General features: G+C 68.1%; 24 protein-coding genes and 1 pseudogene. 14 read left to right on the top strand and 11 right to left on the bottom strand.

The window, feature by feature from the left end:
* Positions 1 to 59 precede the first annotated feature (59 nt).
* Together ACV7NN_RS03220 and ACV7NN_RS03215 are read left to right on the top strand one after the other, a co-directional pair.
* Entirely contained in the window at positions 60 to 1,496 is a 1,437-nt protein-coding gene (locus tag ACV7NN_RS03220; RefSeq protein WP_463348143.1) for a glutamate decarboxylase, read from the top strand.
* Positions 1,497 to 1,524: 28 nt separating this feature from the next.
* Positions 1,525 to 2,949, top strand: a complete 1,425-nt coding sequence (locus tag ACV7NN_RS03215; protein ID WP_463348142.1) for a DUF2252 domain-containing protein — start codon at positions 1,525 to 1,527, stop codon at positions 2,947 to 2,949.
* Between the two features lie 82 nt (positions 2,950 to 3,031).
* Here the strand turns inward: ACV7NN_RS03215 and ACV7NN_RS03210 are convergent, their stop codons facing one another.
* Positions 3,032 to 4,180, bottom strand: a complete 1,149-nt coding sequence (locus ACV7NN_RS03210; protein WP_463348141.1) for an AI-2E family transporter — start codon at positions 4,178 to 4,180, stop codon at positions 3,032 to 3,034.
* 127 nt (positions 4,181 to 4,307) lie between these two features.
* On the opposite strand from ACV7NN_RS03210, the gene ACV7NN_RS03205 reads away from it, so the two are divergent.
* Complete coding sequence (locus ACV7NN_RS03205) at positions 4,308 to 4,973, top strand: GAP family protein (RefSeq protein ID WP_463348140.1); 666 nt, start codon at positions 4,308 to 4,310, stop codon at positions 4,971 to 4,973.
* A 21-nt stretch (positions 4,974 to 4,994) separates the two neighbouring features.
* On the opposite strand, the gene ACV7NN_RS03200 is transcribed toward ACV7NN_RS03205, so the two are convergent.
* On the bottom strand, positions 4,995 to 5,276 hold the full coding sequence (locus ACV7NN_RS03200; protein WP_345761169.1) for a hypothetical protein: 282 nt from the start codon (positions 5,274 to 5,276) through the stop codon (positions 4,995 to 4,997).
* A gap of 69 nt (positions 5,277 to 5,345) precedes the next feature.
* Entirely contained in the window at positions 5,346 to 5,864 is a 519-nt protein-coding gene (locus ACV7NN_RS03195) for a GNAT family N-acetyltransferase (RefSeq protein ID WP_463348139.1), read from the bottom strand.
* A gap of 230 nt (positions 5,865 to 6,094) precedes the next feature.
* Between ACV7NN_RS03195 and ACV7NN_RS03190 the strand changes: the two genes are divergently transcribed.
* A complete protein-coding gene (locus ACV7NN_RS03190) occupies positions 6,095 to 6,736 on the top strand; it encodes a hypothetical protein (RefSeq protein WP_463348138.1) in 642 nt (213 codons plus the stop codon).
* 24 nt (positions 6,737 to 6,760) lie between these two features.
* Positions 6,761 to 6,976, top strand: a complete 216-nt coding sequence (locus tag ACV7NN_RS03185) for an SCO4848 family membrane protein (protein ID WP_463348137.1) — start codon at positions 6,761 to 6,763, stop codon at positions 6,974 to 6,976.
* Between the two features lie 73 nt (positions 6,977 to 7,049).
* Here ACV7NN_RS03185 and ACV7NN_RS03180 read toward each other — a convergent pair whose 3' ends face one another.
* Genes ACV7NN_RS03180 through ACV7NN_RS03170 form a run of 3 tightly spaced genes read right to left on the bottom strand, consistent with a single transcriptional unit; the run spans position 7,050 to position 10,687 of the window.
* A complete protein-coding gene (locus ACV7NN_RS03180) occupies positions 7,050 to 8,504 on the bottom strand; it encodes a phytoene desaturase family protein (protein ID WP_463348136.1) in 1,455 nt (484 codons plus the stop codon).
* A complete protein-coding gene (locus ACV7NN_RS03175) occupies positions 8,501 to 9,952 on the bottom strand; it encodes a lipase maturation factor family protein (protein ID WP_463348135.1) in 1,452 nt (483 codons plus the stop codon). Before ACV7NN_RS03175 ends, ACV7NN_RS03180 begins: the two co-directional genes overlap by 4 nt.
* Before the next feature lie 57 nt (positions 9,953 to 10,009).
* Complete coding sequence (locus tag ACV7NN_RS03170) at positions 10,010 to 10,687, bottom strand: endonuclease/exonuclease/phosphatase family protein (RefSeq protein WP_463348134.1); 678 nt, start codon at positions 10,685 to 10,687, stop codon at positions 10,010 to 10,012.
* Positions 10,688 to 10,792: 105 nt separating this feature from the next.
* On the opposite strand from ACV7NN_RS03170, the gene ligD reads away from it, so the two are divergent.
* The 6 genes and pseudogenes from ligD to ACV7NN_RS03140 all read left to right on the top strand — a co-directional run bounded on the left by ligD (position 10,793) and on the right by ACV7NN_RS03140 (position 14,758).
* Entirely contained in the window at positions 10,793 to 11,815 is a 1,023-nt protein-coding gene (gene ligD, locus ACV7NN_RS03165) for a non-homologous end-joining DNA ligase (protein ID WP_463348133.1), read from the top strand.
* A gap of 9 nt (positions 11,816 to 11,824) precedes the next feature.
* Positions 11,825 to 12,259, top strand: a complete 435-nt coding sequence (locus tag ACV7NN_RS03160) for an SRPBCC family protein (protein WP_463348132.1) — start codon at positions 11,825 to 11,827, stop codon at positions 12,257 to 12,259.
* A 1-nt stretch (position 12,260) separates the two neighbouring features.
* Positions 12,261 to 12,626 carry a TfoX/Sxy family protein gene (locus tag ACV7NN_RS03155; protein ID WP_463348131.1) on the top strand — a complete coding sequence of 122 codons (366 nt, stop codon included), beginning with the start codon at positions 12,261 to 12,263 and terminating at the stop codon, positions 12,624 to 12,626.
* 122 nt (positions 12,627 to 12,748) lie between these two features.
* Positions 12,749 to 13,924, top strand: a complete 1,176-nt coding sequence (locus ACV7NN_RS03150; RefSeq protein WP_463348130.1) for a YncE family protein — start codon at positions 12,749 to 12,751, stop codon at positions 13,922 to 13,924.
* Between the two features lie 33 nt (positions 13,925 to 13,957).
* Positions 13,958 to 14,131, top strand: a pseudogene (locus tag ACV7NN_RS03145) (cell wall-binding repeat-containing protein); the annotation flags it as partial.
* A gap of 18 nt (positions 14,132 to 14,149) precedes the next feature.
* The gene (locus tag ACV7NN_RS03140) at positions 14,150 to 14,758 is read left to right on the top strand and encodes a cell wall-binding repeat-containing protein (protein ID WP_463348129.1); all 609 of its coding nucleotides are present in this window, start codon (positions 14,150 to 14,152) and stop codon (positions 14,756 to 14,758) included.
* Positions 14,759 to 14,797: 39 nt separating this feature from the next.
* Here the strand turns inward: ACV7NN_RS03140 and ACV7NN_RS03135 are convergent, their stop codons facing one another.
* The 4 genes from ACV7NN_RS03135 to ACV7NN_RS03120 form a co-directional block, all read right to left on the bottom strand.
* Positions 14,798 to 15,850 (bottom strand): ATP-dependent DNA ligase, encoded by a 1,053-nt coding sequence (locus ACV7NN_RS03135; protein ID WP_463348128.1) that lies wholly within the window; start codon positions 15,848 to 15,850, stop codon positions 14,798 to 14,800.
* Positions 15,851 to 15,894: 44 nt separating this feature from the next.
* On the bottom strand, positions 15,895 to 17,667 hold the full coding sequence (locus ACV7NN_RS03130; RefSeq protein ID WP_463348127.1) for a cell wall-binding repeat-containing protein: 1,773 nt from the start codon (positions 17,665 to 17,667) through the stop codon (positions 15,895 to 15,897).
* A 106-nt stretch (positions 17,668 to 17,773) separates the two neighbouring features.
* A complete protein-coding gene (locus ACV7NN_RS03125; protein ID WP_463348126.1) occupies positions 17,774 to 18,619 on the bottom strand; it encodes an NAD(P)-dependent oxidoreductase in 846 nt (281 codons plus the stop codon).
* A gap of 64 nt (positions 18,620 to 18,683) precedes the next feature.
* A complete protein-coding gene (locus tag ACV7NN_RS03120) occupies positions 18,684 to 19,628 on the bottom strand; it encodes a quinone oxidoreductase family protein (RefSeq protein WP_463348125.1) in 945 nt (314 codons plus the stop codon).
* Positions 19,629 to 19,791: 163 nt separating this feature from the next.
* Between ACV7NN_RS03120 and ACV7NN_RS03115 the strand changes: the two genes are divergently transcribed.
* Positions 19,792 to 20,127: a nuclear transport factor 2 family protein gene (locus tag ACV7NN_RS03115; protein ID WP_463348124.1), complete on the top strand. Its 336-nt coding sequence runs from the start codon at positions 19,792 to 19,794 to the stop codon at positions 20,125 to 20,127.
* A gap of 17 nt (positions 20,128 to 20,144) precedes the next feature.
* On the opposite strand, the gene ACV7NN_RS03110 is transcribed toward ACV7NN_RS03115, so the two are convergent.
* On the bottom strand, positions 20,145 to 20,504 hold the full coding sequence (locus ACV7NN_RS03110) for a hypothetical protein (protein ID WP_463348123.1): 360 nt from the start codon (positions 20,502 to 20,504) through the stop codon (positions 20,145 to 20,147).
* A gap of 105 nt (positions 20,505 to 20,609) precedes the next feature.
* Here ACV7NN_RS03110 and ACV7NN_RS03105 point away from each other — a divergent pair, with 105 nt between their 5' ends.
* A complete protein-coding gene (locus ACV7NN_RS03105) occupies positions 20,610 to 21,185 on the top strand; it encodes an HhH-GPD-type base excision DNA repair protein (RefSeq protein ID WP_463348122.1) in 576 nt (191 codons plus the stop codon).
* A gap of 63 nt (positions 21,186 to 21,248) precedes the next feature.
* Positions 21,249 to 21,686, top strand: coding sequence for a hypothetical protein (locus ACV7NN_RS03100; RefSeq protein WP_463348121.1), 438 nt, complete (start codon positions 21,249 to 21,251; stop codon positions 21,684 to 21,686).

Raw genomic sequence — 21,686 nt, 5'->3', positions numbered from 1 at the left:
CAGCACATCACCCCGATCGGATGATGCCCTCGCCCGCGTGAGTTCTTAGCGTGGCAGGCATGAGGACGGTCAAGACGACGACGAAGACGACTCTGAAACCCGGCGCTGTGCCCCAGGCTTTCACCGGCAACGGAGAGCAGAACCAGCTGAATCCACTTTTCAGCCGCCCGGGCGAATCGACGGACTTTCCGCTGAACACGATCCCGCCCGGCGAATCGCTCCCCGAGACCGCCTACCAGATCGTGCACGACGAAGCCATGCTCGACGGCAACTCCCGGCTGAACCTCGCGACGTTCGTCGGCACCTACATGGACGCGTTCGCGAGCCGGCTCTACGCCGAGTCGGCCGACAAGAACATGGTCGACAAGGACGAGTACCCGCAGACCGCAGCCATCGAGACGCGGTGCTGGAAGATGGTGGCGGGTCTGTGGCACGCGCCGGACCCGGAGAACGCCATCGGGACATCGACGATCGGGTCGTCCGAGGCGTGCATGCTGGCCGGCCTCGCTCTCAAACGGCGATGGCAGCTCGCGCGGCGTGCAGAGGGCAAGGCCGCCGACAAGCCCAACCTCATCCTCTCCAGCGCCGTGCAGGTCTGCTGGGAGAAATTCTGCAACTACTGGGATGTCGAAGCCCGATACGTCCCCATCTCGCTCGAGCACAAGGTCCTCGACGGCTCCGACCTCGAGAAGTACGTCGACGAGAACACGATCGGCGTCGTCGCCATCATGGGCGTCACCTACACCGGCATGTACGAGCCTGTCGAGAAGATCGCACAGGCTCTCGACCGCATCCAGGAGTCGACCGGGCTGAACATCCCCATCCACGTGGACGGCGCATCGGGTGGCATGATCGCTCCGTTCCTGCAGCCCGACCTGCCGTGGGACTTCCGGGTCCCGCGGGTCGCCTCGATCAGCACGTCAGCGCACAAGTACGGCCTCGTCTACCCGGGCTTGGGCTGGGTCGTCTGGCGCACCGTCGACGACCTGCCGAAGGAACTGATCTTCGACGTCACCTACCTCGGCGGCCATATGCCGAGCTTCGCCCTCAACTTCTCGCGTCCGGGCGCCCAGGTGCTGCTGCAGTATTACCAGTTCCTCCGCCTCGGCTTCGACGGGTACTACCGCGTGCAGAAGGCGTCGCAGGAGGTCGCGCTGTACTTGTCGGGCGAGATCGGCCGGATGCCCGCCTTCGAGCTCTGGAACGACGGCAGCGACATCCCCGTCTTCGCCTGGCAGCTGGCGAAAGGCCACACAGACAAGTGGAACCTGTACCACCTCTCGGAGCGGCTGCGTCTCAAAGGCTGGCTGATCCCCGCCTACCCGATGCCCGAGGACCTGACCGACATCGTCGTCCAGCGCATCGTCGTGCGCAACGGGCTCAGCCGCAACCTCGCCGAGAGTCTCGTGCGCGACATCGCCGAGGCCACCGCGTACCTCGATGCGCTCGAATCCCCGATGCCCACAGAAGGACTGGTCACGTCGTTCACCCACTGACCGCCGGGGTCAACTGAAAGGATCCGTCATGGTGTCGTCGATCGATGTCCCGTTGAACGACTTCGAAGCGAGGGAGTCGCTCGGCCGTGCCGCGCGCGAGCGGACGCCGCGATCCGTCCAGTCGCTGTGGGAGCCGCCGGACGACCGCCTCGATCCGGTGTCGCTGCTCGAGGCGCAGGCCGAGAGCCGCGTGCCCGAGCTGGTGCCCATCCGGTACGGACGGATGATGGTCTCGCCCTTCGCCTTCTACCGTGGCGCAGCACTGATCATGGCCTCCGACCTGTCCGGCACGCTCAACTCCGGGATGACCACCCAGCTCTGCGGTGACGCCCACCTCTCGAACTTCGGGCTCTTCGGCACCCCGGAGCGAACGATGATCTTCGACCTCAACGACTTCGACGAGACGCTGCCCGGACCGTGGGAATGGGACCTCAAACGACTGGTCACGAGCTTCGAGATCGCGGCACGGTATCGCGGCTTCACGCAGGAAGAGCGGCGCGAGTCGACGATCGCGGCCGCCCGCGGGTACCGCAAGCAGATGCGGTACTCCGCATCCATCCCCGTCCTCGACGCCTGGTACGACCACATGGATGCCAACCAGATGCTCGAGTGGGTGAAGCAGCAGCAGCGCGAGGAGAAGGCCGGCGCCCAGCAGACGGAGCGCACCGCCCAGATCATCGCGAAGGCCCGGACGAAGGACAGCATGGGCGCGTTCGAGAAGCTGGTGGGCGAGGTGGATGGCGAGTTGCGCATCCTGCCCGATCCGCCGCTGATCGAACCGATCGAGAACATCATCCCCGACCCGCTGGAGCGCCGGGAGAACGAAGCCATCATCGTGCGCCTCATAGAGGACTACACGAAAACCCTCCTTCTGAAGCAGCACCCGATCAACGAGTACTCCTACCTGCACATGGCGAGGAAGGTCGTCGGGGTCGGAAGCGTCGGTACCCGGGCGTGGGTCGTTCTGCTCAAAGGCCGCAATGCCAAGGACTACCTTCTGCTGCAGGCGAAGGAGGCGCAGCCGTCGGTGCTCGAGCGCTTCCTGTCGCCGAGCGAGTTCTCGTCGCACGGCGAACGCGTCGTCCGCGGGCAACGGCTGATGCAGTCGGCGAGCGATATCTTCCTCGGCTGGCAGACCGTGAAGGGCTACGACGGCCAGGTGCGCGACTTCTACCTCCGGCAGCTGCACGACTGGAAGGGCTCGATCGACATCGAGAAGGTCCGCGCGATCGGACTCAAGCTCTACGCGCAGATCTGCGGTGAGACGCTGGCGCGTGCCCACGCCCGCTCGGGCGACCGGGTGGCGATCGCCGCATACATGGGCGGCAGCAGCCGCTTCGATGAACTGATCGCCGATTTCGCCGATGCGTATGCCGACCAGAACGAACGGGACTACGAGACGTTCCTCGAGGCGATCGCGTCCCACCGCTTGGAGGCCCAGACCGGCCTCTAGCCCTGCACCCTCTACGCGAGCACAGGAAAAAGCACCTCATCCAGGCAGAATGAGGTGCTTTTCCTGTGGTCGACGAGTGCCCTCAGGCGTCGGATGGCGTGGGGGCAGCGGGAGGCGCGGGGTGCTTCTTGGCGTCGCGCCGATCCTTGCGCTCGTGCTTGGCCTCGGCCTCTTCGGCCTTCTGCAGATCGCGGGTCTCCGTCGTGGGGCCGAGTGCCGGTCGCCACCAGCGCGCCGCCGGATTGGAGTCGACGAGGATCGTCTTGCCGAGCAGCGTCAGCGGAATCGCAAGGATCGCGCCGATCGGACCGATCACGACCGCCCAGAACAGCACCGAGAAGAATGTGATCGTCTGGCTCAGCGAGACGGCGTGCCCGACGACGCGGGGCTGGATGATCGACTGGACCACCGCGTTGATCACACCGTAGACGATCACGACTGCGATCACGGTCGGCCAGCCGCCCACGAGGAAGCCGAACACGAGCGGCGGGATCAGCGCGAAGAAGTAGCCGATGTTCGGGATGAAGCTGCAGAGGAACGCCAGGAGGCCCCAGAGGAGTGCGGCGGGAACGTGCAGGATGTAGAGCGCTATCGCGTTCAGGGTTCCCTGTATGACGCCGAGCACCGTCGTCACCACCATGTAGCGGCGGACATTCGAGGCGTACGAGGTGAATGCCTCGACCAGGTCGGGATTGCGGGTCCCCAGCTGGTGGAGGATCGTGCGCGCGTATGCGGCATCGGCCGCCATCAGGATCATCATGGTCAGGATGATCACGAGCGCTCCGGTGATGCTGGCCACACTGCCGAGGACACCTGAGATGACGTGGCCCAGATTGGCGGGCGAGAGTCCGTTCTCGACCGCTTGCACCTGTTCGGGACCGACGCCGAGGCTGGCCAGCCACGACGAGATGGCCGCTCCGATCTGCTTGAACTGCTCAGAATACGTCGGAAGCATCGCGACGAATTGGGCTGTGGCGAGGATGAGCGTGTAAGTGAAGCCGGCCAGCAGCCCGAAGACCACGAGGATGACCGAACCGGTCGCGAGTCCGCCCGGCACTCCGCGTTTCAGCAATCCCGTCCGCACCGGGTTCGCGCAGATCGTCAGGATGAGAGTGAGCAGCACCGGCGCGAGGATGCCTTTGATCGAGCTGATGCCGATCGCGGTCAGCGTCGCCGCGCCCAGGGCGACGAGGATATTCGTGCCCCTGGGGAATCCCTGAGTGCCGCTCATGAGGCTTACGCTAGGGACGCGCGACAGTGGGTACATCATCCCAACGGGGTGATGTGGACGTGCGCGGGGTACGAACTATCTTTCACGAAGGGGCGTCCGCGCGCCGTCCCGGAAGGCGACGGGAACCATGCTGGCAGCTGTGGGGCATGTGCTGCCGCTCGCTGTCGCGTTCGCGCTCAGCTCCATTCCGATCATGGCGACCATCCTCATCCTGCTGTCGAAGAACAGGAACCGGTCATCGATTCCCTTCCTCATCGGCTGGATCCTCGGCATCGCCCTCGTGCTGGTGATCCTTCTCGAGGTCGCGCAGGCGGTCCCCGCAAGCGTTCCCAAGCGGTCGCAGGTCGTCCTCGGTACCGCGCTCATCGTCATCGGCGCCGCCCTCATCGCACTGTCGGTCTTCAACTGGGCGCGGGGGAGGCGCAAGCCGGCGACGGGTGTTCCCCGGTGGCTCGAGGCGGTGAGCTCGTTCGGCCCGTGGTCGTCGTTCGGCTTCGCCCTGCTCCTCAACGTGCGCCCGAAGGCCGTCCTGCTCAGCGCCGCGGCGGGTCTGTCGCTGCGCGGTGACGGACTCTCGCCCGGCGAGGCAGTGGTGGTGATCGTGATCTACACCCTCGTGTCAGCGTCCACGGTCGCCATTCCGGTCATCGCGCGGCTGGTGGCGCCCGGCCGCACAGAGATACCGCTGGTGAACGCGCGGAAGTGGCTGGAGAACAACAACCGGGTCGTGTCGGCGCTGATCCTCGTGCTCGTCGGTTTCGTGGTGATCGCGGACGGACTCACCCGGCTCTGAACGGATGCACGCGGCGGCGTCCTACGAAACGGGCCGCAGCTCGGCCTCGTCGGCGATCGCCGCGAGCGCGGACTGCCGGTGACGGAACGTCGTCCCCAGGATGAGCCCGTATGCGGCCGTGGCCGTCCACGTTCCGTCGTGCTCGACGAGGTGACCGACCAGGTAGCGGGAGTGGCCGCCGAGCACCTGGCGGTCGGCGATGGGCAGCGTCAGCGGAAAGGCGTACACGTCCCCGGCAGGGCTGACGGTGAGCTCCCAGCGGGCGCGGCCGGGGTTCGTCTTACTGGTGAAGATGCGAGACATGGTCCTACGGTCATAGCCGATGACCACCCTCGCCCGCACGGCATGTGACCCTGTGTTTCGCTTGCGGCGCTACAGGATGCGCTCGAAGCAGAGCGATTCGCGGATGGCGAGGTAGGGCTCGTACACCGGGATGCGCGTGAAACCCAGCCCCTCATACAGTCGCACGGCCTCGGGCTGGCGGTCACCCGTCTGCAGGATGAGCCGGCGTCCGCCGCGGAGCACGACATCCGACTCGACGGCGGCGATCAGCGCTCGGCTGTGGCCGCGACCCCGGCACGCGGGCAGCGTCACCAGACGTTTCAACTCCCACTCGCCGCGGAGCGAGCGTAGAGCGGCATGGGCGACCGGAGCATCGCCGTCGAGTACGAGGTAGGTGGCTGCGATGTCGGCGGGGTCGATCGCGAACGCCCGGGCGACCTCCGCAGCGCGCTCGGCGTCCGCACTGTCGGCCAGGTCGGCGTAGCGCGGCGCGATCTCCGCATCCATCGCCGCGCGCAGCGCGACAGCGCGTTCGTCGTTCCAGTCGACACGCACGATGGTCGTCTCTCCGCCAGCGGGCGCCGCGAGCTCGATGGTCGTGTCCGTCATGTGCTTTCCGTTCGTGGCGGGCACGGTCAGGCGAACCGCGCGAGGGAGAAGTCGGGATGCGCCGGCGTTCCGGTCAGCGCGAGGTCGGCCAGGATGCGGCCGACCGTGGGCGTGGACATGAAGCCGTGGCCGCTGAATCCCGCCCCGACGACGATAGGCCCGACACGGTCGAGAACGAAATCGCCCGACCCGCGACAATAGTGGGAGGGAACTGCGACGGAGGGGAATGGATGCGGGACTGGATGCGCTGGTTCGGACGCAGACGCCGCCCTGCCGCGCCAGCCATGCGCCCGTTCGACGAGTCCCTCCTCGAATCGCCCGCGCCGACGACCCTCGACCACGCCCTCGAGGAGGGCCTTATGATCGCTGAGTATTCGGCCCGCATGACGGTCAAGAACCGCATCGTCGTCGACGCCATCCGCACCGACATAGGGTTCGCGACCAAGCGCTACCTTCCGGTCGCGGCCGACGCGCTCCGGGAGCTCGCCGACGAATCGGATGCGGGTGGTGCGCGTATCGCCGAAGAGCGAAGGTTCGCCCTCGCACTCGAGGGCCAGGGCGAGCACATCCACGATTACCGGTCGATCGACACGGTCAACCTGCGCCGCCGCGAACGCGTCGCCGAAGAGCTGGCGGCAGCGCTGCGGCGGCGGGCTGAGGACGAGGACGCCCTCACCGAGCTCATCGAGACGGCCCGCGACGACGCGTGGCACGAGATCGGGTCGGCGATCGAGGCCTCCCTCGACGCCTTCTCCGGCGTCGAGGCGACCAAGGAGAACTACGAGCGGGAGCGCCCGGCCCGCCTCAACCTGCTCATCCGGCGCGACCTGGCCAAGCTCGCGGAGGAGCGCGCCGGGTACGGCGGCTACTGATCCGGCTCGTAGGCTGGACGGACCATGATCGTCTTCGCCGCCATCGTCCTGTTCGTCAACGCGCTCTTCAACGTGATCGCCTGGCCGCGCTTCTACAAGCGCGTCGCCGACGATCCGCGGGCGAGGGATGCCTCCGGCCGCCCGACGCGCTTCCTGCGGGTGCACGCGGCCCTGCTCTGGATCGCCATGCTCATCGCCCTGGCGTCGCTTGCCGCGGGAGTGCTGCTGCTCGTCGGCTAGACCCCCGTCGCCAACCTTCTGAACGACCGCCCACGGTCCACCCTGTGCGCTCGTTCAGTACCTGTGCGCGGGGCTAGGGCGACGCCGGACGCAGGTCGTCGAAGGCCACCTCAATGCCGAAGTGCCTCCGTGCGGCCTGGCGCGCCGCATACCATCCGTTCATCCCCTGCACGGACGGCCCGGGAGGGGTGGACGCCGAACACAGGTACACGCCGTCGGCCGGGGTCTCCCAGGGCGTCGGCGACAGCACCGGGCGGTCGACCAGTCGGTAGACGCTCATCGCGCCGCCCATGATCTCCCCGCCCACATCGTTCGGGTTGTTGGCCGCGACATCCCGCGCGGTCATCGTCGCGCTGGCGAGGATCGTCTCCCTGAATCCCGGCGCCACCCGTTCGATCTGGCGGATGATCGCCTCGGCAGGGTCGTAGATCGACCCGGCCGGTACGTGCACATACGCCCACAGGGTGTGCCTGCCGGCGGGCGCGCGGGTGTCGTCGAGGATGCTCGGCTGGGTGACCAGCACAAACGGGGATGACGGGATGCGTCCGCGCGTCACCTCGCGCTCGGCGCGGGCGATGGCACCCCGCGAGCCGCCGAGGTGCACGGTCGGGGCAAGGGCGACATCCGGATTCGTCCACGGAACCGGCGCTGACAAAGCGAAATCGACCTTCGCGACTCCGGGACCGCGGGGGAAGCGCCGCAGTGCACGCAGGTAGCCGTCGGGGAGCCGGTCGCCGGCGAACCGGGCGAGGAAGTCCGGGGAGGTGTCGAGCAGCGTCACCCGCGACGGTTCGAGATCGCCGGGGCCCCTCACCTCGCTGTCGAGCACGATGCGTCCGCCGTGGGCGCGCAGGTCGGCGGCGAGCGCATCCGCGATGGCCTGCGAGCCGCCGACCGGGAATCCCCATCCGGCCGCGTGGGCGTGGGCGCCGAGCAGCAGCCCTGTTCCCGCGGCGGCGAGCGACGGCTGGGCGACGATCGCGTGGGCGGACACTCCGCTCAGCATCGCGGGTGCCACGCGTTCCCGAAAGCGTTCGTTCCAGGCGGGAGTGCCCTGCTCGAGCACGCGCAGTCCGAACGCAAGTGCGTCCAACGGATGCGGTGGGATGCGCAGCAACTGCGACCCGGTGAAGCCGGTCAGGGAATCGATGCGCTCCACGAGCGGGCCGAACAGCGAGCGCCAGGCGTTGCCGTCCCGCCCGAGGTCCTCGGCCGTGCGATCGAGGTCGTGCCAGGCGATGCCGGCGATCCCGTGGTCGAGCGGATGCGCGTACGACGCGGTCGGAATGATGAACGGCACGCGCTCGGTCAGCCCGAACGCGCGGAAGAACGGTGACGCGAGCGCTGCAGGATGCACGGCGGAGCACACATCGTGACGGAATCCCGGCAGCGTCAGCTCGGCCGTGCGCATGCCGCCCCCCACGGTCGATGCCCGCTCCACGAGCGTGACCTCGAGGCCCGCCCTGGCGAGCGTCACCGCTGCCGCCAGGCCGTTCGGACCGGCGCCGACGACCGTCGCGTCGATCATCGTCCGTACCCGCGGCGGGCCTGCGTGGCCCGCGAGATCGGGGGGACCAGTATTCCGGCCTCTTCGCGCATCCACCACACCCCTTCATCCCGCCGCTCGCGTCGCGTCGCGAACCGGTACAGATACAGTCTGGCCCGAACCCAGTTCGGCGGTGTTCCCCCGAAAGGGTCGACACGCAGGAGTTTCAGCGTGCGAGGGTCGGCCTCGAGCAGCCGGGCCAGGAACGCGAGGAACCAGTGCGTGTCGCGGGAGCCGAGGGCGAGGAACCACATCAGCCAGTCGAGCCGCAGGTGGTACGGGGCGAACTGGCGGGGGATCCGCCGCGGGTCGCCGGGCTTGCCCTTGAACTCGTAGGCCTTCCATTCCGCGGTGCCCGTCGGCTGCTCGGCGCTCGTTCCCTCGACGACGACCTCGTAGCGCTCCTTGGTGACGCTCCCGAACGCTCCGTAGGCGTTGACGAGGTGCCAGCGGTTGAAGCTGGCATTCATCAGCTGGTGGCGCGACAGCAGGTTGGCGGCGGGCCACCAGCTGAGCGCGATCAGGAGCGCGGAGGCGGTCAGCGCCACGAATGCGAACCAGGGCGGCATCGCATCCGTCGGCCCGTGCGCCGGGATGACCGGCAGCACAGTGTGCAGGACCGGATTGCTCACCGCCGAGAACGCCAGGACGATCGTGATCACGTTCAGCCAGGCGAAGTTGCCGGTCAGCACCAGCCACGCCTGGGTGAGGATGACGATCGCCGCTGCGATGGATGCGACCGGCTGCGGTGCGAACAGGAAGAACGGCACGACCAGCTGGGCGAAGTGGTTGCCAAGCACTTCGATGCGGTGGAACCACTTCGGCAGCAGGTGGGCGTAGCGGCTGACCGGGTTCGGCATCGGCTGCGTCTGGTGGTGGTAGAACAACGCCGTGAGGTCGCGCCACGACCGGTCGCCGCGCATCTTGATCATCCCGGCGCCGAACTCGAGCCGGAAGACCAGCCACCGCACCAGCACGATCACCGTGATCGGCGCTGCCTCCTGACTGCCGCCGAGGAACGCGACGGTGAACCCGGCTTCGAGCAGCAGGCTCTCCCAGCCGAACGCATAGAAGGTCTGGCCGATGTTCACGATGGACAGGTAGGCGAGCCAGACCAGCAGGAACAGGATGAGCGGAACCCAGCCGGGCGCGAGCTGGGGGATGCCCGCCACCAGCAGGGCGGACACCGCCGCTCCCGACCATGCGACGGTCAGCAGGAGCCGGTCGGAGTAACGCCAGCGGAAGAGCGTCGGCTGCCGGCGGGCGTAGCTCAGCTTCAGGAACTCGGGGGCCGGCAGCAGGCCGTGGTCGCCGAGGAGCGCCGGGAACTGGTTGACGGCGGAGAGGAACGCGACCAGGTAGATCGCGGCCGTGCCGCGCTGCAGCACCTCACGTGCAAACCAGTAATCGCTCGCAGCCAGCCAGTCCATCGCCTCACCCCGTGGCTGGGCTCAACGGTACGCCGTCGGCGGCGCCCGGTCGAGGGCTCAGGCGGTGGCGGTGATGTGGGCGGCCAGACTGATCGGTCTGTGGTCAGAGGCTCCGGCGGGGAGCACATCCACGCGATCGATGCTGAACCCTGTCGAGGTCACGAAGTCGAAGTATCCGGTGAAGAACTTGTATCGCGCGTAGGTCGGCTCGGTGCTGCGCATGAGCTCGTACCCGGAGGTGGTCAGCCGCCGCTCGAGTCCGCGGATGAACCACGGATAGTTGAAGTCGCCCACCATGACCGCGGGCAGGCCGGCCGCGAGCGATCGCATGCCCTCGTGGGCTGCCGCGATCTGCTTGCGGCGCAGCGAATTGGATGCGGTCAGCGGCGCCGCATGGAACGACCCGACCAGCACATCCTGGCCTGTCTCGCGGTCGACGAGGTGGGCGGCGAGAAGGCGTTCGTGCGCCGGGGCGAGAACCCGGTCGTGCATCGACTTGTGTACCGCGAAGACCTTCGTCGACCGGATGTCGTAGCGCTCGGCGCTCGTGTAGATGGCAAGTCCCAGGCGGTTCGTCTTGGTGGAGTCCGCGAGCACGAGGTGGCCGAGCCGGTCGGGCAGCGCCTCGCTGTCGGCCTCCTGGAGGCACAGGACGTCGACGTCGTATTCGTCCGCAAGATCGGCGATCTCACCGCCGGCGGCATGTTTGCGCAGGTTGTAGCTGATGATCCTCATGACCGTGCCAGCCTACGACCGATGGGTGCGCGTTTCGTGCAAGCGCCCGGATGTGCACGGCGCGAAACCGTTCTCCAGCGAACTCCCAGCGAGTACGGTTGTCGCATGGCGAGCGAAGCTGTTGTCCTGACGGTGAAGGGTCCTTCCGGCGATCGCGAGGTGCGCATCTCGAGTCCCAGCCGCGTGCTGTGGCCCGAACTGGGCTTCACCAAGCTCGACCTCGCGAACTACCTCATCGCGGTCGGCGATGCCTTCGTCGCGGCGAACGGCGATCGCCCGGTGTCCCTGCAGCGCTTTCCGGAGGGAATCGACGGCGAACAGTTCTTCTCGAAGAACCCGCCGAAGGGCGCGCCGGACTACGTCCGCTCTGTGATGGTGGTCTACCCGAGTGCGCGGTCGCATCCGCAACTCGTCATCGACGAGCCCGCCGCTGCGGTGTGGGCCGCGCAGATGAACACCATCGTCTTCCACCCGTGGCCGTCTCGCGCCGAGGACTCGGACAACCCCGACCAGCTCCGTATCGATCTGGATCCGCAACCGGGCACGGATTTCGACGACGCGATCCCTGCCGCCATCGAACTGCGCAAAGTGCTCGCCGAAGCGGGACTGGATGCCTTCATCAAGACCTCGGGCAATCGCGGCCTGCACGTGTTCGCCCCGATCGAGCCCGTGCGGGAGTTCCTCGATGTGCGCCACGCCGTCATCGCAGCGGCCCGCGAGCTCGAGCGCCGGATGCCCGACCAGGTCACGACCGCCTGGTGGAAGGAGGAGCGCGGGGAGCGGATCTTCGTGGACTTCAACCAGGCGAACCGCGACCGCACGATCGCCGGCGCCTACAGCCCGCGCGCCCTCGCGCATGCTCCCGTATCGACGCCTCTCACCTGGGACGAACTGGAGACGACCGATCCGACGGCCTTCACGGTGCTGACGGTTCCGGACCGCCTGCGCACCGTCGGCGATCCGTGGGCCGATTTCGGGGCCGCCCCCGGTTCGATCGATCAGCTGCTCGGATGGTGGGCCCGCGATCTCGCGAACGGGCTCGGCGAGCTTCCGTTCCCGCCCGACTATCCGAAGATGCCGGGCGAACCGCCGCGTGTGCAGCCGAGCCGCGCACGCAAAGAACCGTAGGGAGCAGGGATGGCGCACGCAGCGGAGACTGTGACGGTGAACCGGCCGATCGCAGAGGTGTTCGAGTTCCTCGCCGACGGTATGAACGAACAGAAGTGGCGACCCGACGTCGTCTCGATCGAGCTGGTGGTGGATACCGGACCGGGCGTCGGGACGACCTACGCGCAGACGATGAAAGGCCCCGGCGGTCGCGCGATCAAGGGCGACTACCGGATCACGCGCTACGACGCACCGACCCGCCTCGATTTCGAGACCATCGCGGGCCCCGCCCGCCCGGTCGGCTCGTTCGTGCTGCAGGAGATCGTGCCGGGGACCACGGAGGTCACTTTCACGATCGACCTGACCCCGAAGGGTGCGATGGTGCTCGTGAAGGGCATGATCGCCAAGCAGGTCGCGACCGAGGCCGCGAACATCCACAATGTTCCGAAGGCGATGGGCGCCTGACGTGCACATCCCCAAGCCCGGCGAAGAGACGAAGGCGCTGTTCCGCTCGGTCGTTCCCGACGCGCCCGATGTCGAGGTCAAGCCCATGTTCGGCAACCTCGGTGCGTTCGTTCACGGCAACATGTTCGCGGGCCTCTTCGGCGACGTGATCGGCGTGAAGGTGCTCGACGACGACGCACGCGACGAACTCGCGGCGATCGAGGGGACAGGACCCTTCGGGCCGGCCGAACGGCCGATGGGAGGCTATGTCGGACTCCCGGCGGACTGGTCGGACAAGCCCGAGCTGATCGCTCCCTGGGTCGAGCGGTCCCTCGCCGCCGTGGCCGAGCTTCCGCCGAAGGCGCCGAAGTCGCGCAAGCAGGCGTAGCACCCGAGCCGTACATGCCCCTGAACGGGGGGTGACGAAGCGGTCTCGACAAGTCTGCAGTCATGCATAATTGCCGGAGAGCAGCGGACGCTCGTTCGCGCCGGAGATGAATGTAGATGCACATGCGCGAGCGGAACAGCGGATCCCGTACCCGAATCGAACGAGGACGGAGCGGATCGCGCAAGCTCGTCGCCGCGCTCTCCGTCGTCGCGCTGAGCGCGATCGGACTCGCGGCCGCGGGTCCGGCGTCCGCGACGAACTCGTACGTTCCGTCGGCCTTCCGGCTGGGCAACAACCCGGGGGGCGTGGCCTTCACCCCGGACGGTTCCCGTGCGGTCGTCGTGAACGATGACCCGAAGGCCCCCACCAGTACGATCGCGACCTACAGCACTTCGACCCACGCCAAGCTGTGGTCGACCGCGGTCGATGGCGTCGGATCCAATGGCATCGCGATCAGCCCGGACGGCACCCAGGCGTACGCGACGTACTCGAACGGGTCGGGGAACTCCGGCGGCCTTACCGTCATCAACCTGACCAACAACAGCAAGGTCGGCACGATCACCGGGTTCGACCCGCTCTTCGATGTCGCTTTCGCGCCCAACGGCTCAAAGGTCTACGCGCTGGACTGGAGGCCGAACGCACCTCAGGGGTACGCGGCCGTCATCGATCCGGCAACGCGCACGGTATCCACGTATATCGCGGTCGAAGGCCTCCCGTTCGATGTCGTCTTCAGCCCAGACAGCTCGAGGGCGTACGTGGTGAACGCGACCAGTGATACAGCTCAGGGCCAAATCGCCGTGATCGATGTCGCAACCAGCACGGTGCTCACCACCATTCCCCTCGGAATCGGGACCGATGGCATCGCGATCACCCCTGACGGCTCCACTCTGATCGCAACGAACGGCGGAGACGGCACGCATCAGGGGACGGTCTCGTTAGTGTCGACCGCGACGAACACGGTCACCGCGACGATTCCGAACGTTGGATACGGTCCCTTCCACATCCGGGTCTCGCCGGACGGCTCGCAGGCGTGGCTGCTCAACTGGAACGGTGGCACCATCTCGGTCATCGACGTCGCAACGAAGACCATCGTGAACAGCTACTCGGTGAGCGGCGGCGGCCCGTGGAACCTCGCGTTCACGCCGGACGGCACACAGGTCTGGGTCACCGTGGACGGGGGAGACGCGAACATCACCGGAACGATGGACGTATTCGATGTGAAGTCCGCGCGGTGGAACCCGTCAGTCACCCGGGTCTCCGGGACGGATCGCTACCTGACATCCGTCAAGGTCGCCTAGGCAGCGTTCCCGACCACAGCCCCTGTCGTCTTCATCGCCACCGGAACGGGCTTCGCCGATGCTCTCTCGGCGGCGGCACCCGCGGCGAAGCTCGGTGGACCGCTCCTGCTGACCGACCCGGCGAATCTGCCGGCGACCACCAAGCAGGAGATCCAGAGCCTGCACCCCTCGACGATCTACATCGTCGGTGGGACGGGCGCAGTCTCGACGGCCGTCGAGAACCAGTTGCGTCCGCTCGCCGCGACGGTCACGCGACTGGCGGGGACGGATCGTTTCGACACCGGCCGCAAGGTCGTCGCTGCTGCCTTCCCGACGTTCCAGAAGGTCTATGTCGCGACCGGCCTGAACTTCCCTGATGCGCTGTCGGCGTCCGCTGCTGCGGGCGCCGCCAAGATTCCGGTGCTCCTTGTGAACGGATCGAAGCCGGCGCTTGACACGGCGACCGCCGACTTCCTCACGGCCCGCGGCGCGAACGCCTTCACCGTCATCGGCGGCCCGACCGTCGTCTCCGCCGGCATCGCCACCCAGCTGGGGTCGTCAGGACCGGTCAAGCGCATCTACGGGGGCGACCGCTACACGACATCGCAGCTGATCAACGCCGATGCGTTCCCCACGGGAACGAGCGCGTACTTCGCCACGGGCACACAGTTCGCGGACGCCCTGTCCGGTGCCGTCCTGGCGGCGGTGAACGGTACGCCGCTCTACGTCGTGAACCCGACCTGCGTGCTGAGGGCGTCGGAGCACGACCTGGCGGCGCACGCCGTGACGAAGGTCACGTTGATCGGCGGAACGGGTGCCCTGAGCGCCGCTGTCGCCAAGCTCCACAACTGCTGAACCCTCGGAGGGCCGCTGCTGCCGAGCGGCCCTCCGACCTCAGCTGATGACCTCGCTGAGGTCGTAGGCGATCGGCCGGTCCAGCTGCTCGAACGTGCACGAGCGCGCCTCCCGGTCGGGGCGCCAGCGATCGAACTGGGCCGTGTGCCGGAACCGCATCCCTTCCATCTGGTCGTAGCGGACCTCGACGACGCGCTCGGGGCGCAGCCGCACGAAGGACACGTCCTTGCTCGCGGAGAAACGGCTCCGCTCGCCCTCGCCTTTGACGATCTCGCCGTCGGCGTCGCGTTCGACGAGCGGGTCGAGTTCGTCGATGAGTTCGAGGCGCCGGGCGTCGCTGAACGCGGACGCTCCGCCGACGCTGCGCAGCTGGCCGTCGTTGTCGTAGAGCCCGAGCAGCAGCGAGCCGACGCCTCGCCCGCTCGAATGGATGCGGTACCCGATCACGACGACATCCGCCGTTCGATGATGCTTGATCTTCAGCATGATCCGCTTGTTCGGCGCGTACGCCGCCGACAGAGGCTTGGCCACGACGCCGTCGAGACCGGCGCCCTCGAACTCGACCAGCCAGCGGCGGGCGAGGTCCACATCCGTCGTCGTCCTCGTGAGGTGCAGCGGATGCGGGAGCGGTCCGATGAGACGCTCCAGCTCTGCGCGGCGTTCGCCGAACGGAACGCCGGTCAGATTCCTGTCGCCCTCGGCGAGGAGGTCGAATGCGACGAACATCGCCGGGGTCTCGACCGCGAGCTTCTGCACGCGACTCGCGGCAGGGTGGATGCGCTGCGACAGCGCCTCCCAGTCCAGTCGTTCGCTGCCGCTCGCCCCGGTGGGGACGACGATCTCGCCGTCGAGCACGCAGGGGCCCGGCAGCAGTCGCGCGAACGCCTCCGTCAGCTCGGGGAAGTACCGCGTGAGCATTTTGGAGCCCCGGCTGCCGATCTCGACGGTCTCCCCGTCGAAGTAGACGATGGCACGGAAGCCGTCCCACTTCGGCTCGAAGAGCAGGCCCCCGGCTACGCTGTCCTGTTCCGGGACGGCGTCCACCGCCTTGGCGAGCATCGGAGCGACAGGGGACGATACCGAGGGTTCCATGGCTCGATCCTGCCGCAGCCGCGTCGGCGAGGCAACGAGGGCGGCTAGGGGAGGCTCTCGCAAGCGACGCCGTCGTGGTCGGAATCGAGTTTCGCGATGTCGCCGTAGTACGGGAAGTACGTGTTGAACCACGCCTGGGCCGCCGCGTGCGTTGCGAAGTCCGAGCAGTTCTTCGTGTCGCCGGGATTAGCGGGCTTCGTTACCACGGGCGGCTTCGGCGCGACCGGGGGCGGCGCCGTGACGCAGGTGGTCAGATTCGCGACCCCGGTTCCGAGCGAACCTGTGCCGCCGAGGAGGACGCGTTTCGTCACGCCGAGAGCCGTCAGGTCCGCCTTCACGAAGTCGGGCACGCACGTGCCGGGAACGATGTACAGCGCAGCGTGGTCGCGCCCGGCCAGGGCGGCCCCCGCCAGCGCGTCCGCGAACCCGGTTCCGTTGGCCAGGTACACCAGCGGCGAGGTCGTGTAGGTCGCCCGGTTGATGGCGCTCGCGGTGCGGTACCTGTCCGTCCCGGCAAGACGTGTCACGTTCGTGCTCCCGAACCGCGAACGCAACTGGTTCTCGATCCCCGTCGAGATCACCCCGGTGCCTCCGGCGATCGAGACGGATGTGACGCCCAGACTCGACATCAGGTCGAGGTTCGCCTGGTCGACTGAAGACGCGCGGCCGTTCACGAGCAGGACCGGCTCCCCGGTCGCGCCGGCTGCGGCGGACGCGCCCAGAGCATCCGGGAAGTTCGAGCCGGTAGCGAGGAACACCGACGGCGAGCCTGCCGGGAACGCCGCTCGGTTCAATGCGATCGACGTCGCATACCGGTCGCTGCCCGAATCGCGGCGGATGTGCGGTGCGAGCGTGCGCAGTTCGGTGAAGACAGCATCGGAGACGCTTCCGGCACCTCCCGCGACGACGATCGTGTCGGGAGCGAGACGCACGAGCTCGGCCCGCACGGTCGCGGGAAGGGAGCCGGGCGCGGTGAGAAGGAGCGGACCGCCCTGCTTGGCGGCCGCGGGCGCTGCACTGAGGGCATCCGGGAAGTTGGCGCCGGAGGCGACGTAGACGACGGGGACGCCGGTCGGATACTGGCCGGAGACGGCCGCGCCGGTCGCGTAGCGGTCCGGGCCGGCCAGGCGCGAGACCCCCGCGTTCACCGTGGTCCCCGCTTTGGCAGGGACCGTGACGACGGTGTTGCCGCAGGAACCGGAGAGAATTCCGGACAGAGCCGACTGCTCGGCGGTGTCGATCGTCAGGTTCCAGCGGTACTTCACCAGCACCCAGTCCGTCGCGTAGCGGCAGGCGACACCGGCGACCGGCGGCATCCACTGCGCGGGGTCGCGGTCGCCCTTCGCCTGGTTGACGTTGTCGGTGACTGCCTGCAGAGCGACAGGCAGCGCGAGGTCGTTCGCATAGGAACGACGCTGGTCAGCGGTCCACGTGTTCGCGCCGGAGGCCCACGCTTCGCCCAGCGGCACCAGGTGGTCGATGTCGACATCGGATGGCGCGGTCCACGTCGCGCCGTCGTACCAGGAGGTCCACTTCCCGGCCGTGATCGTGCATCCCGAGCTCTTCGTCACTGCGACCGCGGAATCGCGCATCAGCACCTCTTGGCGGGTGTCGCAGCCGTTGTTGTCGGCGTCGATCCAGTGCACGAAGAGGGTCCGGTCGTAGCCGGCGGGAGTTGCCGGGGCCACCGTCAGCTGGGCGAGGACGGTCGCAGCCGGTGCGGTTCCACTGAGGTCGGTCGCAGACGCCTGCGCCGTCGAGGTGAGAAGGGAGGCCGCGATGACGGGCGCGACGAAGAGAGCGATGGGTAAGCGCACGGAGACCAATCGGGTACGGGGTGGAGCAGTTCGGGCCGTATCAGGCTAGGCGCCGGTGTGGCGCGCCGGAAGCACCCGTTCGGGTGGGATGCGTGCTGGGACCGACTCAGGCGTCGCGCTCGGCGAGCACCGCGATGTCCTTCGCGCCGCGGCCGTCACGGGATGCGTCCTCCAGCGCATCGTGCACCACCGCCACCGCGGGAAGCGGCGAGCGGCTGCTGGCCATCATCAGGCGGGTGTCCTTGAGGAGCAGATCGACCGAGAACTGGGTGTCGTCGAATGACCGCTCGCGCACGGTGTCGCCTTTGGATGCGGCGAGCGGCGCGAGACTCGTAAGCGCAAGCATCGAGAGCACGTCCTCTGTGCTCAGGTCGTTCGAGTGGCCGAGCCGGAGCGACTCGACGAGACCCTCGAGGGAGACGGCCAGTGCGAGATTGGCGATCAGCTTGCCGGTCGCCGCCTTCTGCGCGCTGTCCACGATGCGCAGTTTGTCGGTGTCCGCCCAGAGCGAGACGATTCCTGCAGCCTCTGCGGCCGCATCCGCTTCTCCGCCGACGAGCACGGCGAGACGTCTGGCCCTGGCCGGTGCCAGCGAGCCGATCACGGGGGAGTGCACGTAGCGCACACCCGCAGTGGATGCCCAGGCCGCGAATGCCGTCGCGTCCGCCGGAGCCACGGTGGTCACGTCGATCCACAGCGCGGACGGGCCGAAGGGCAGACCGGCGTCGAGGACGATCTCGCGCACGGTGTCAGGCCCGAAGAGCGCGGTGACGACCACCTCGGCGTCGGCGACCGCCAGGGCGGGGGTCTGGGCGACGTTCGCTCCGCGCGCGGCGATCGCTCGGGTCGGCCCAGCACTCCGGTTCCAGACGGTCACCTCGTGTCCGGCGTCGATCAGGTGGACGACGAGTTCGCGGCCCATCCGCCCCAGCCCGATGAATGAGATTCTCATGGTCAGCCTCCCTGACCCATTCCACGCCCGATGGCGCGCGCAGACAAGCGGTGGGCGGCTCGTCTTAAGGGACGAGGACGACTTTGCCGGACACGGCGCCCGCCTCGATGTCCCGGTGAGCGGTGACGACGTCGTCGAGCGGATAGACCTTCGCGACGTCGATCCGGAACTCGCCCCGCTCGAGCAGGTCGCTCACCACCGCATACGCCTCGCTGCGCAGGGCCTGCTCCTCGGCCGTCAGTGGAACGGGGTTGCCTCCCGCCCAGGCGCGGATGCCGAGATCCGCTGCCCTCGCGCCGACGACGATCGTCCCGATCCGCGAGCGATCGGGGACGAGCTCGAAGGACGCTTCGAGGGCTTCGTCCGTGCCCGCCGCATCGAGCACCACATCCACGCCGTCGGGTGCGAGGGCGCGCACGCGCTCGACCAGCCCGGGTCCGTAGGTCGTCGGGATCGCGCCGAGCGAGCGCATCCGCTCCTGGCCGGCCGGGCTTCCGGTCGCGATCACCGTCGCGCCCCACGCGGTCGCGAACTGGATGGCGGCGCTTCCGACCGCGCCCGAACCCGCGTGCAGGAGGAGGGTCGTGCCGGGCCCCACCCCCAGCGACTTCAGGGTCTGGTACGCGGTGCTGACGGGCACTCCGATCGCGGCGGCCTGCTCCCAGCTGATCGTCGCCGGCTTGCGGACCAGCTGTGCAGGGGATGCGACCACATGGGTCGCGTACGCGCCGCGTGCACCACGGACGATCACCTCGTCGCCGACCGACCATCCGGTCACTGCGGCGCCCGTTGCGGCGACGACCCCCGCGGCATCCGATCCGATCCTTCGCGGTCCATCGCTCGGCGGGACCGCCCGGGCACCGGAACGCTGTTTCAGGTCGACGGGGTTGACGCCGGTCGCCCTGACCTCGACGAGCACCTCGTCATCGCCTGGAACGGGGGTATCCACCTCGACGATCTCGAGGACCTCCGGTCCACCCACCGTGTCGTACTGCACGTGACGAGCCATGATCTCGCTCCGTTTCCGATGCCGTTTGCGGTCCGTGTCGCTTCCATGGTGACAACTTCAGAGGTCGTCCGAATAGTCCGAACTCGGGGCGATAAACGGAAAGCAGGAGCGACGCGCGCATTGGTTCCCCCTTTTCGGGGGCTGCGTGACCCACACTGGGTGCATGCGCATCCATGTCCCCGAGGGCGTGCCTGCGGTGGTCAGCGGAGCCATCCAGGCCGCGAACGACCACGACACCGAGCGGTTCCTCGACGCGTTCGCCGTTTCGGGAACCGTCGACGACTGGGGCCGGGTGTTCACGGGACGCGATGAGATCCGCGACTGGAGCGACCACGAGTTCATCGGACTGCACGTCACGCTGGACGATCTGGTGTTCGTGGAGATCCCCGACGGGGTGGCCGTCAGGGCGCGGGTGGGCGGCAGTGGGTTCAACGGTCCGTCGACGTTCACGTTCCTCGTCGCAGGCGACACGATCACGCGGATGTCCATCACCGCCTGATCGCTTCCTCGCGCGGACTACGCCAGGAGGAGTGCGGGCACGGTCAGGCCCACGGCCCAGCCGAGGAGGACGAGCGTGAGGGCGGCGACCCCGACCAGGACTGACTCACGCCGGCTGCGATGCAGAGCGAACGCGATCAGGTCGGCCGCGACCGTGCCGAGGAACGGCACGAACCAGGCCAGGGCGAAGACGACCTGGATCGCCGTCGCGATGTGCTCCCGATCGCGCACGTCGACGGCGGGCGCCATGATCCAGCCGACGATGCAGAGCGCAGCGAGGGGCACGAGCAGGATCGACGCGACGGTCAGGAGGAGGATGGTCGGCAGCGGATTCGGCGCCACCCTGCGGACGGACAACAATGGTGCACGCGCAGTCATGGCGTGACTCGTGGTCGGGTGCCGGTCGCCATCGATCCAGCTTTTCAGTAACCCGGGCGCACGGGTCAGCCCCAACACAGGGGATGCGCGTGCCACGATGGATGGATGGCCCACGACCTTCACATCACCGGCGACGCCGAGGCGGACGCCCTCCTGTCAGCAGACCCGCTCGCTCTGCTCATCGGCATGCTGCTCGACCAGCAGATCCCCATGGAGACGGCGTTCTCCGGCCCTGCGAAACTGCGCGACCGGATGGGCGGGCTCGACGCGGCGACGCTCGCGTCCTACGACCCCGACGCGTTCCTCGCCGTCATGAAGCAGCCACCGTCGGTGCACCGGTTCCCCGGCTCCATGGCCGGGCGCATCCAATCCCTGTGCGCGGCGCTCGTCGCCGACTGGGGCGGGGATGCGTCTGCCATCTGGACGCAGGGCGATCCCGACGGTGCCGAGGTGTTCGCGCGGCTGAAGGCGCTTCCCGGGTTCGGCGACCAGAAGGCGAAGATCTTCCTGGCGTTGCTCGGCAAACAGTACGGACTGTCCGCTCCCGGCTGGCAGGACGCGGCGGCTCCGTACAGCGAGACCGGCTCGTATCGCTCGGTCGCCGACATCGTCGACCCGGAGTCGCTGACGCGGGTGCGCGAGTTCAAGCGGGCGGCGAAGGCTGCCGCGAAGAACGGCTGACGGGTCCGCCTCCTTGAGGCTCCGCCCTTTCGCGGCTCGCCCGACGGCAGTACCATCGGCCACATGACCAGCCCGCTCGCGCACCTCAACGCTCCCGACTGCGACGACGAGGACTTCGAAGCCCCCATCGGCAACCTGTACAGCTACAACGACGGCGAACGCTGGGTCGACGGGCTGGCCACCGGTGTGCGACCCCGGAGCGACCTGGACCCGACCGCCATGGTGCAGATCGATCATCGCGACTGGTATCCGGTCGGCGAGTTGCGCGCATCCAGCCACTACACGGCGGTGCTCGTGAACCCCGACGGGACGATCTACCGGGAGTCGATCGAATCGCTGTCCGGGGGAGAGCCCGCGAAGGTCATCCGCGACATCGGAACGTACGGTGCGGACAACCTCGCCGCGGAGTTCACGCTCGAGAAAGGGCGATGGGAGCCGGGCGGGCGGGTGCTCTACCGCTACGTCGGGTCGGCAGACCTGGGACCATCCAGCGAAAGCTGA

The organism is Leifsonia sp. Ger2509 (assembly GCF_055231915.1).
Note: the sequence above shows the minus strand (reverse complement) of the source record. Positions and strands in the feature narration are given on the sequence as shown.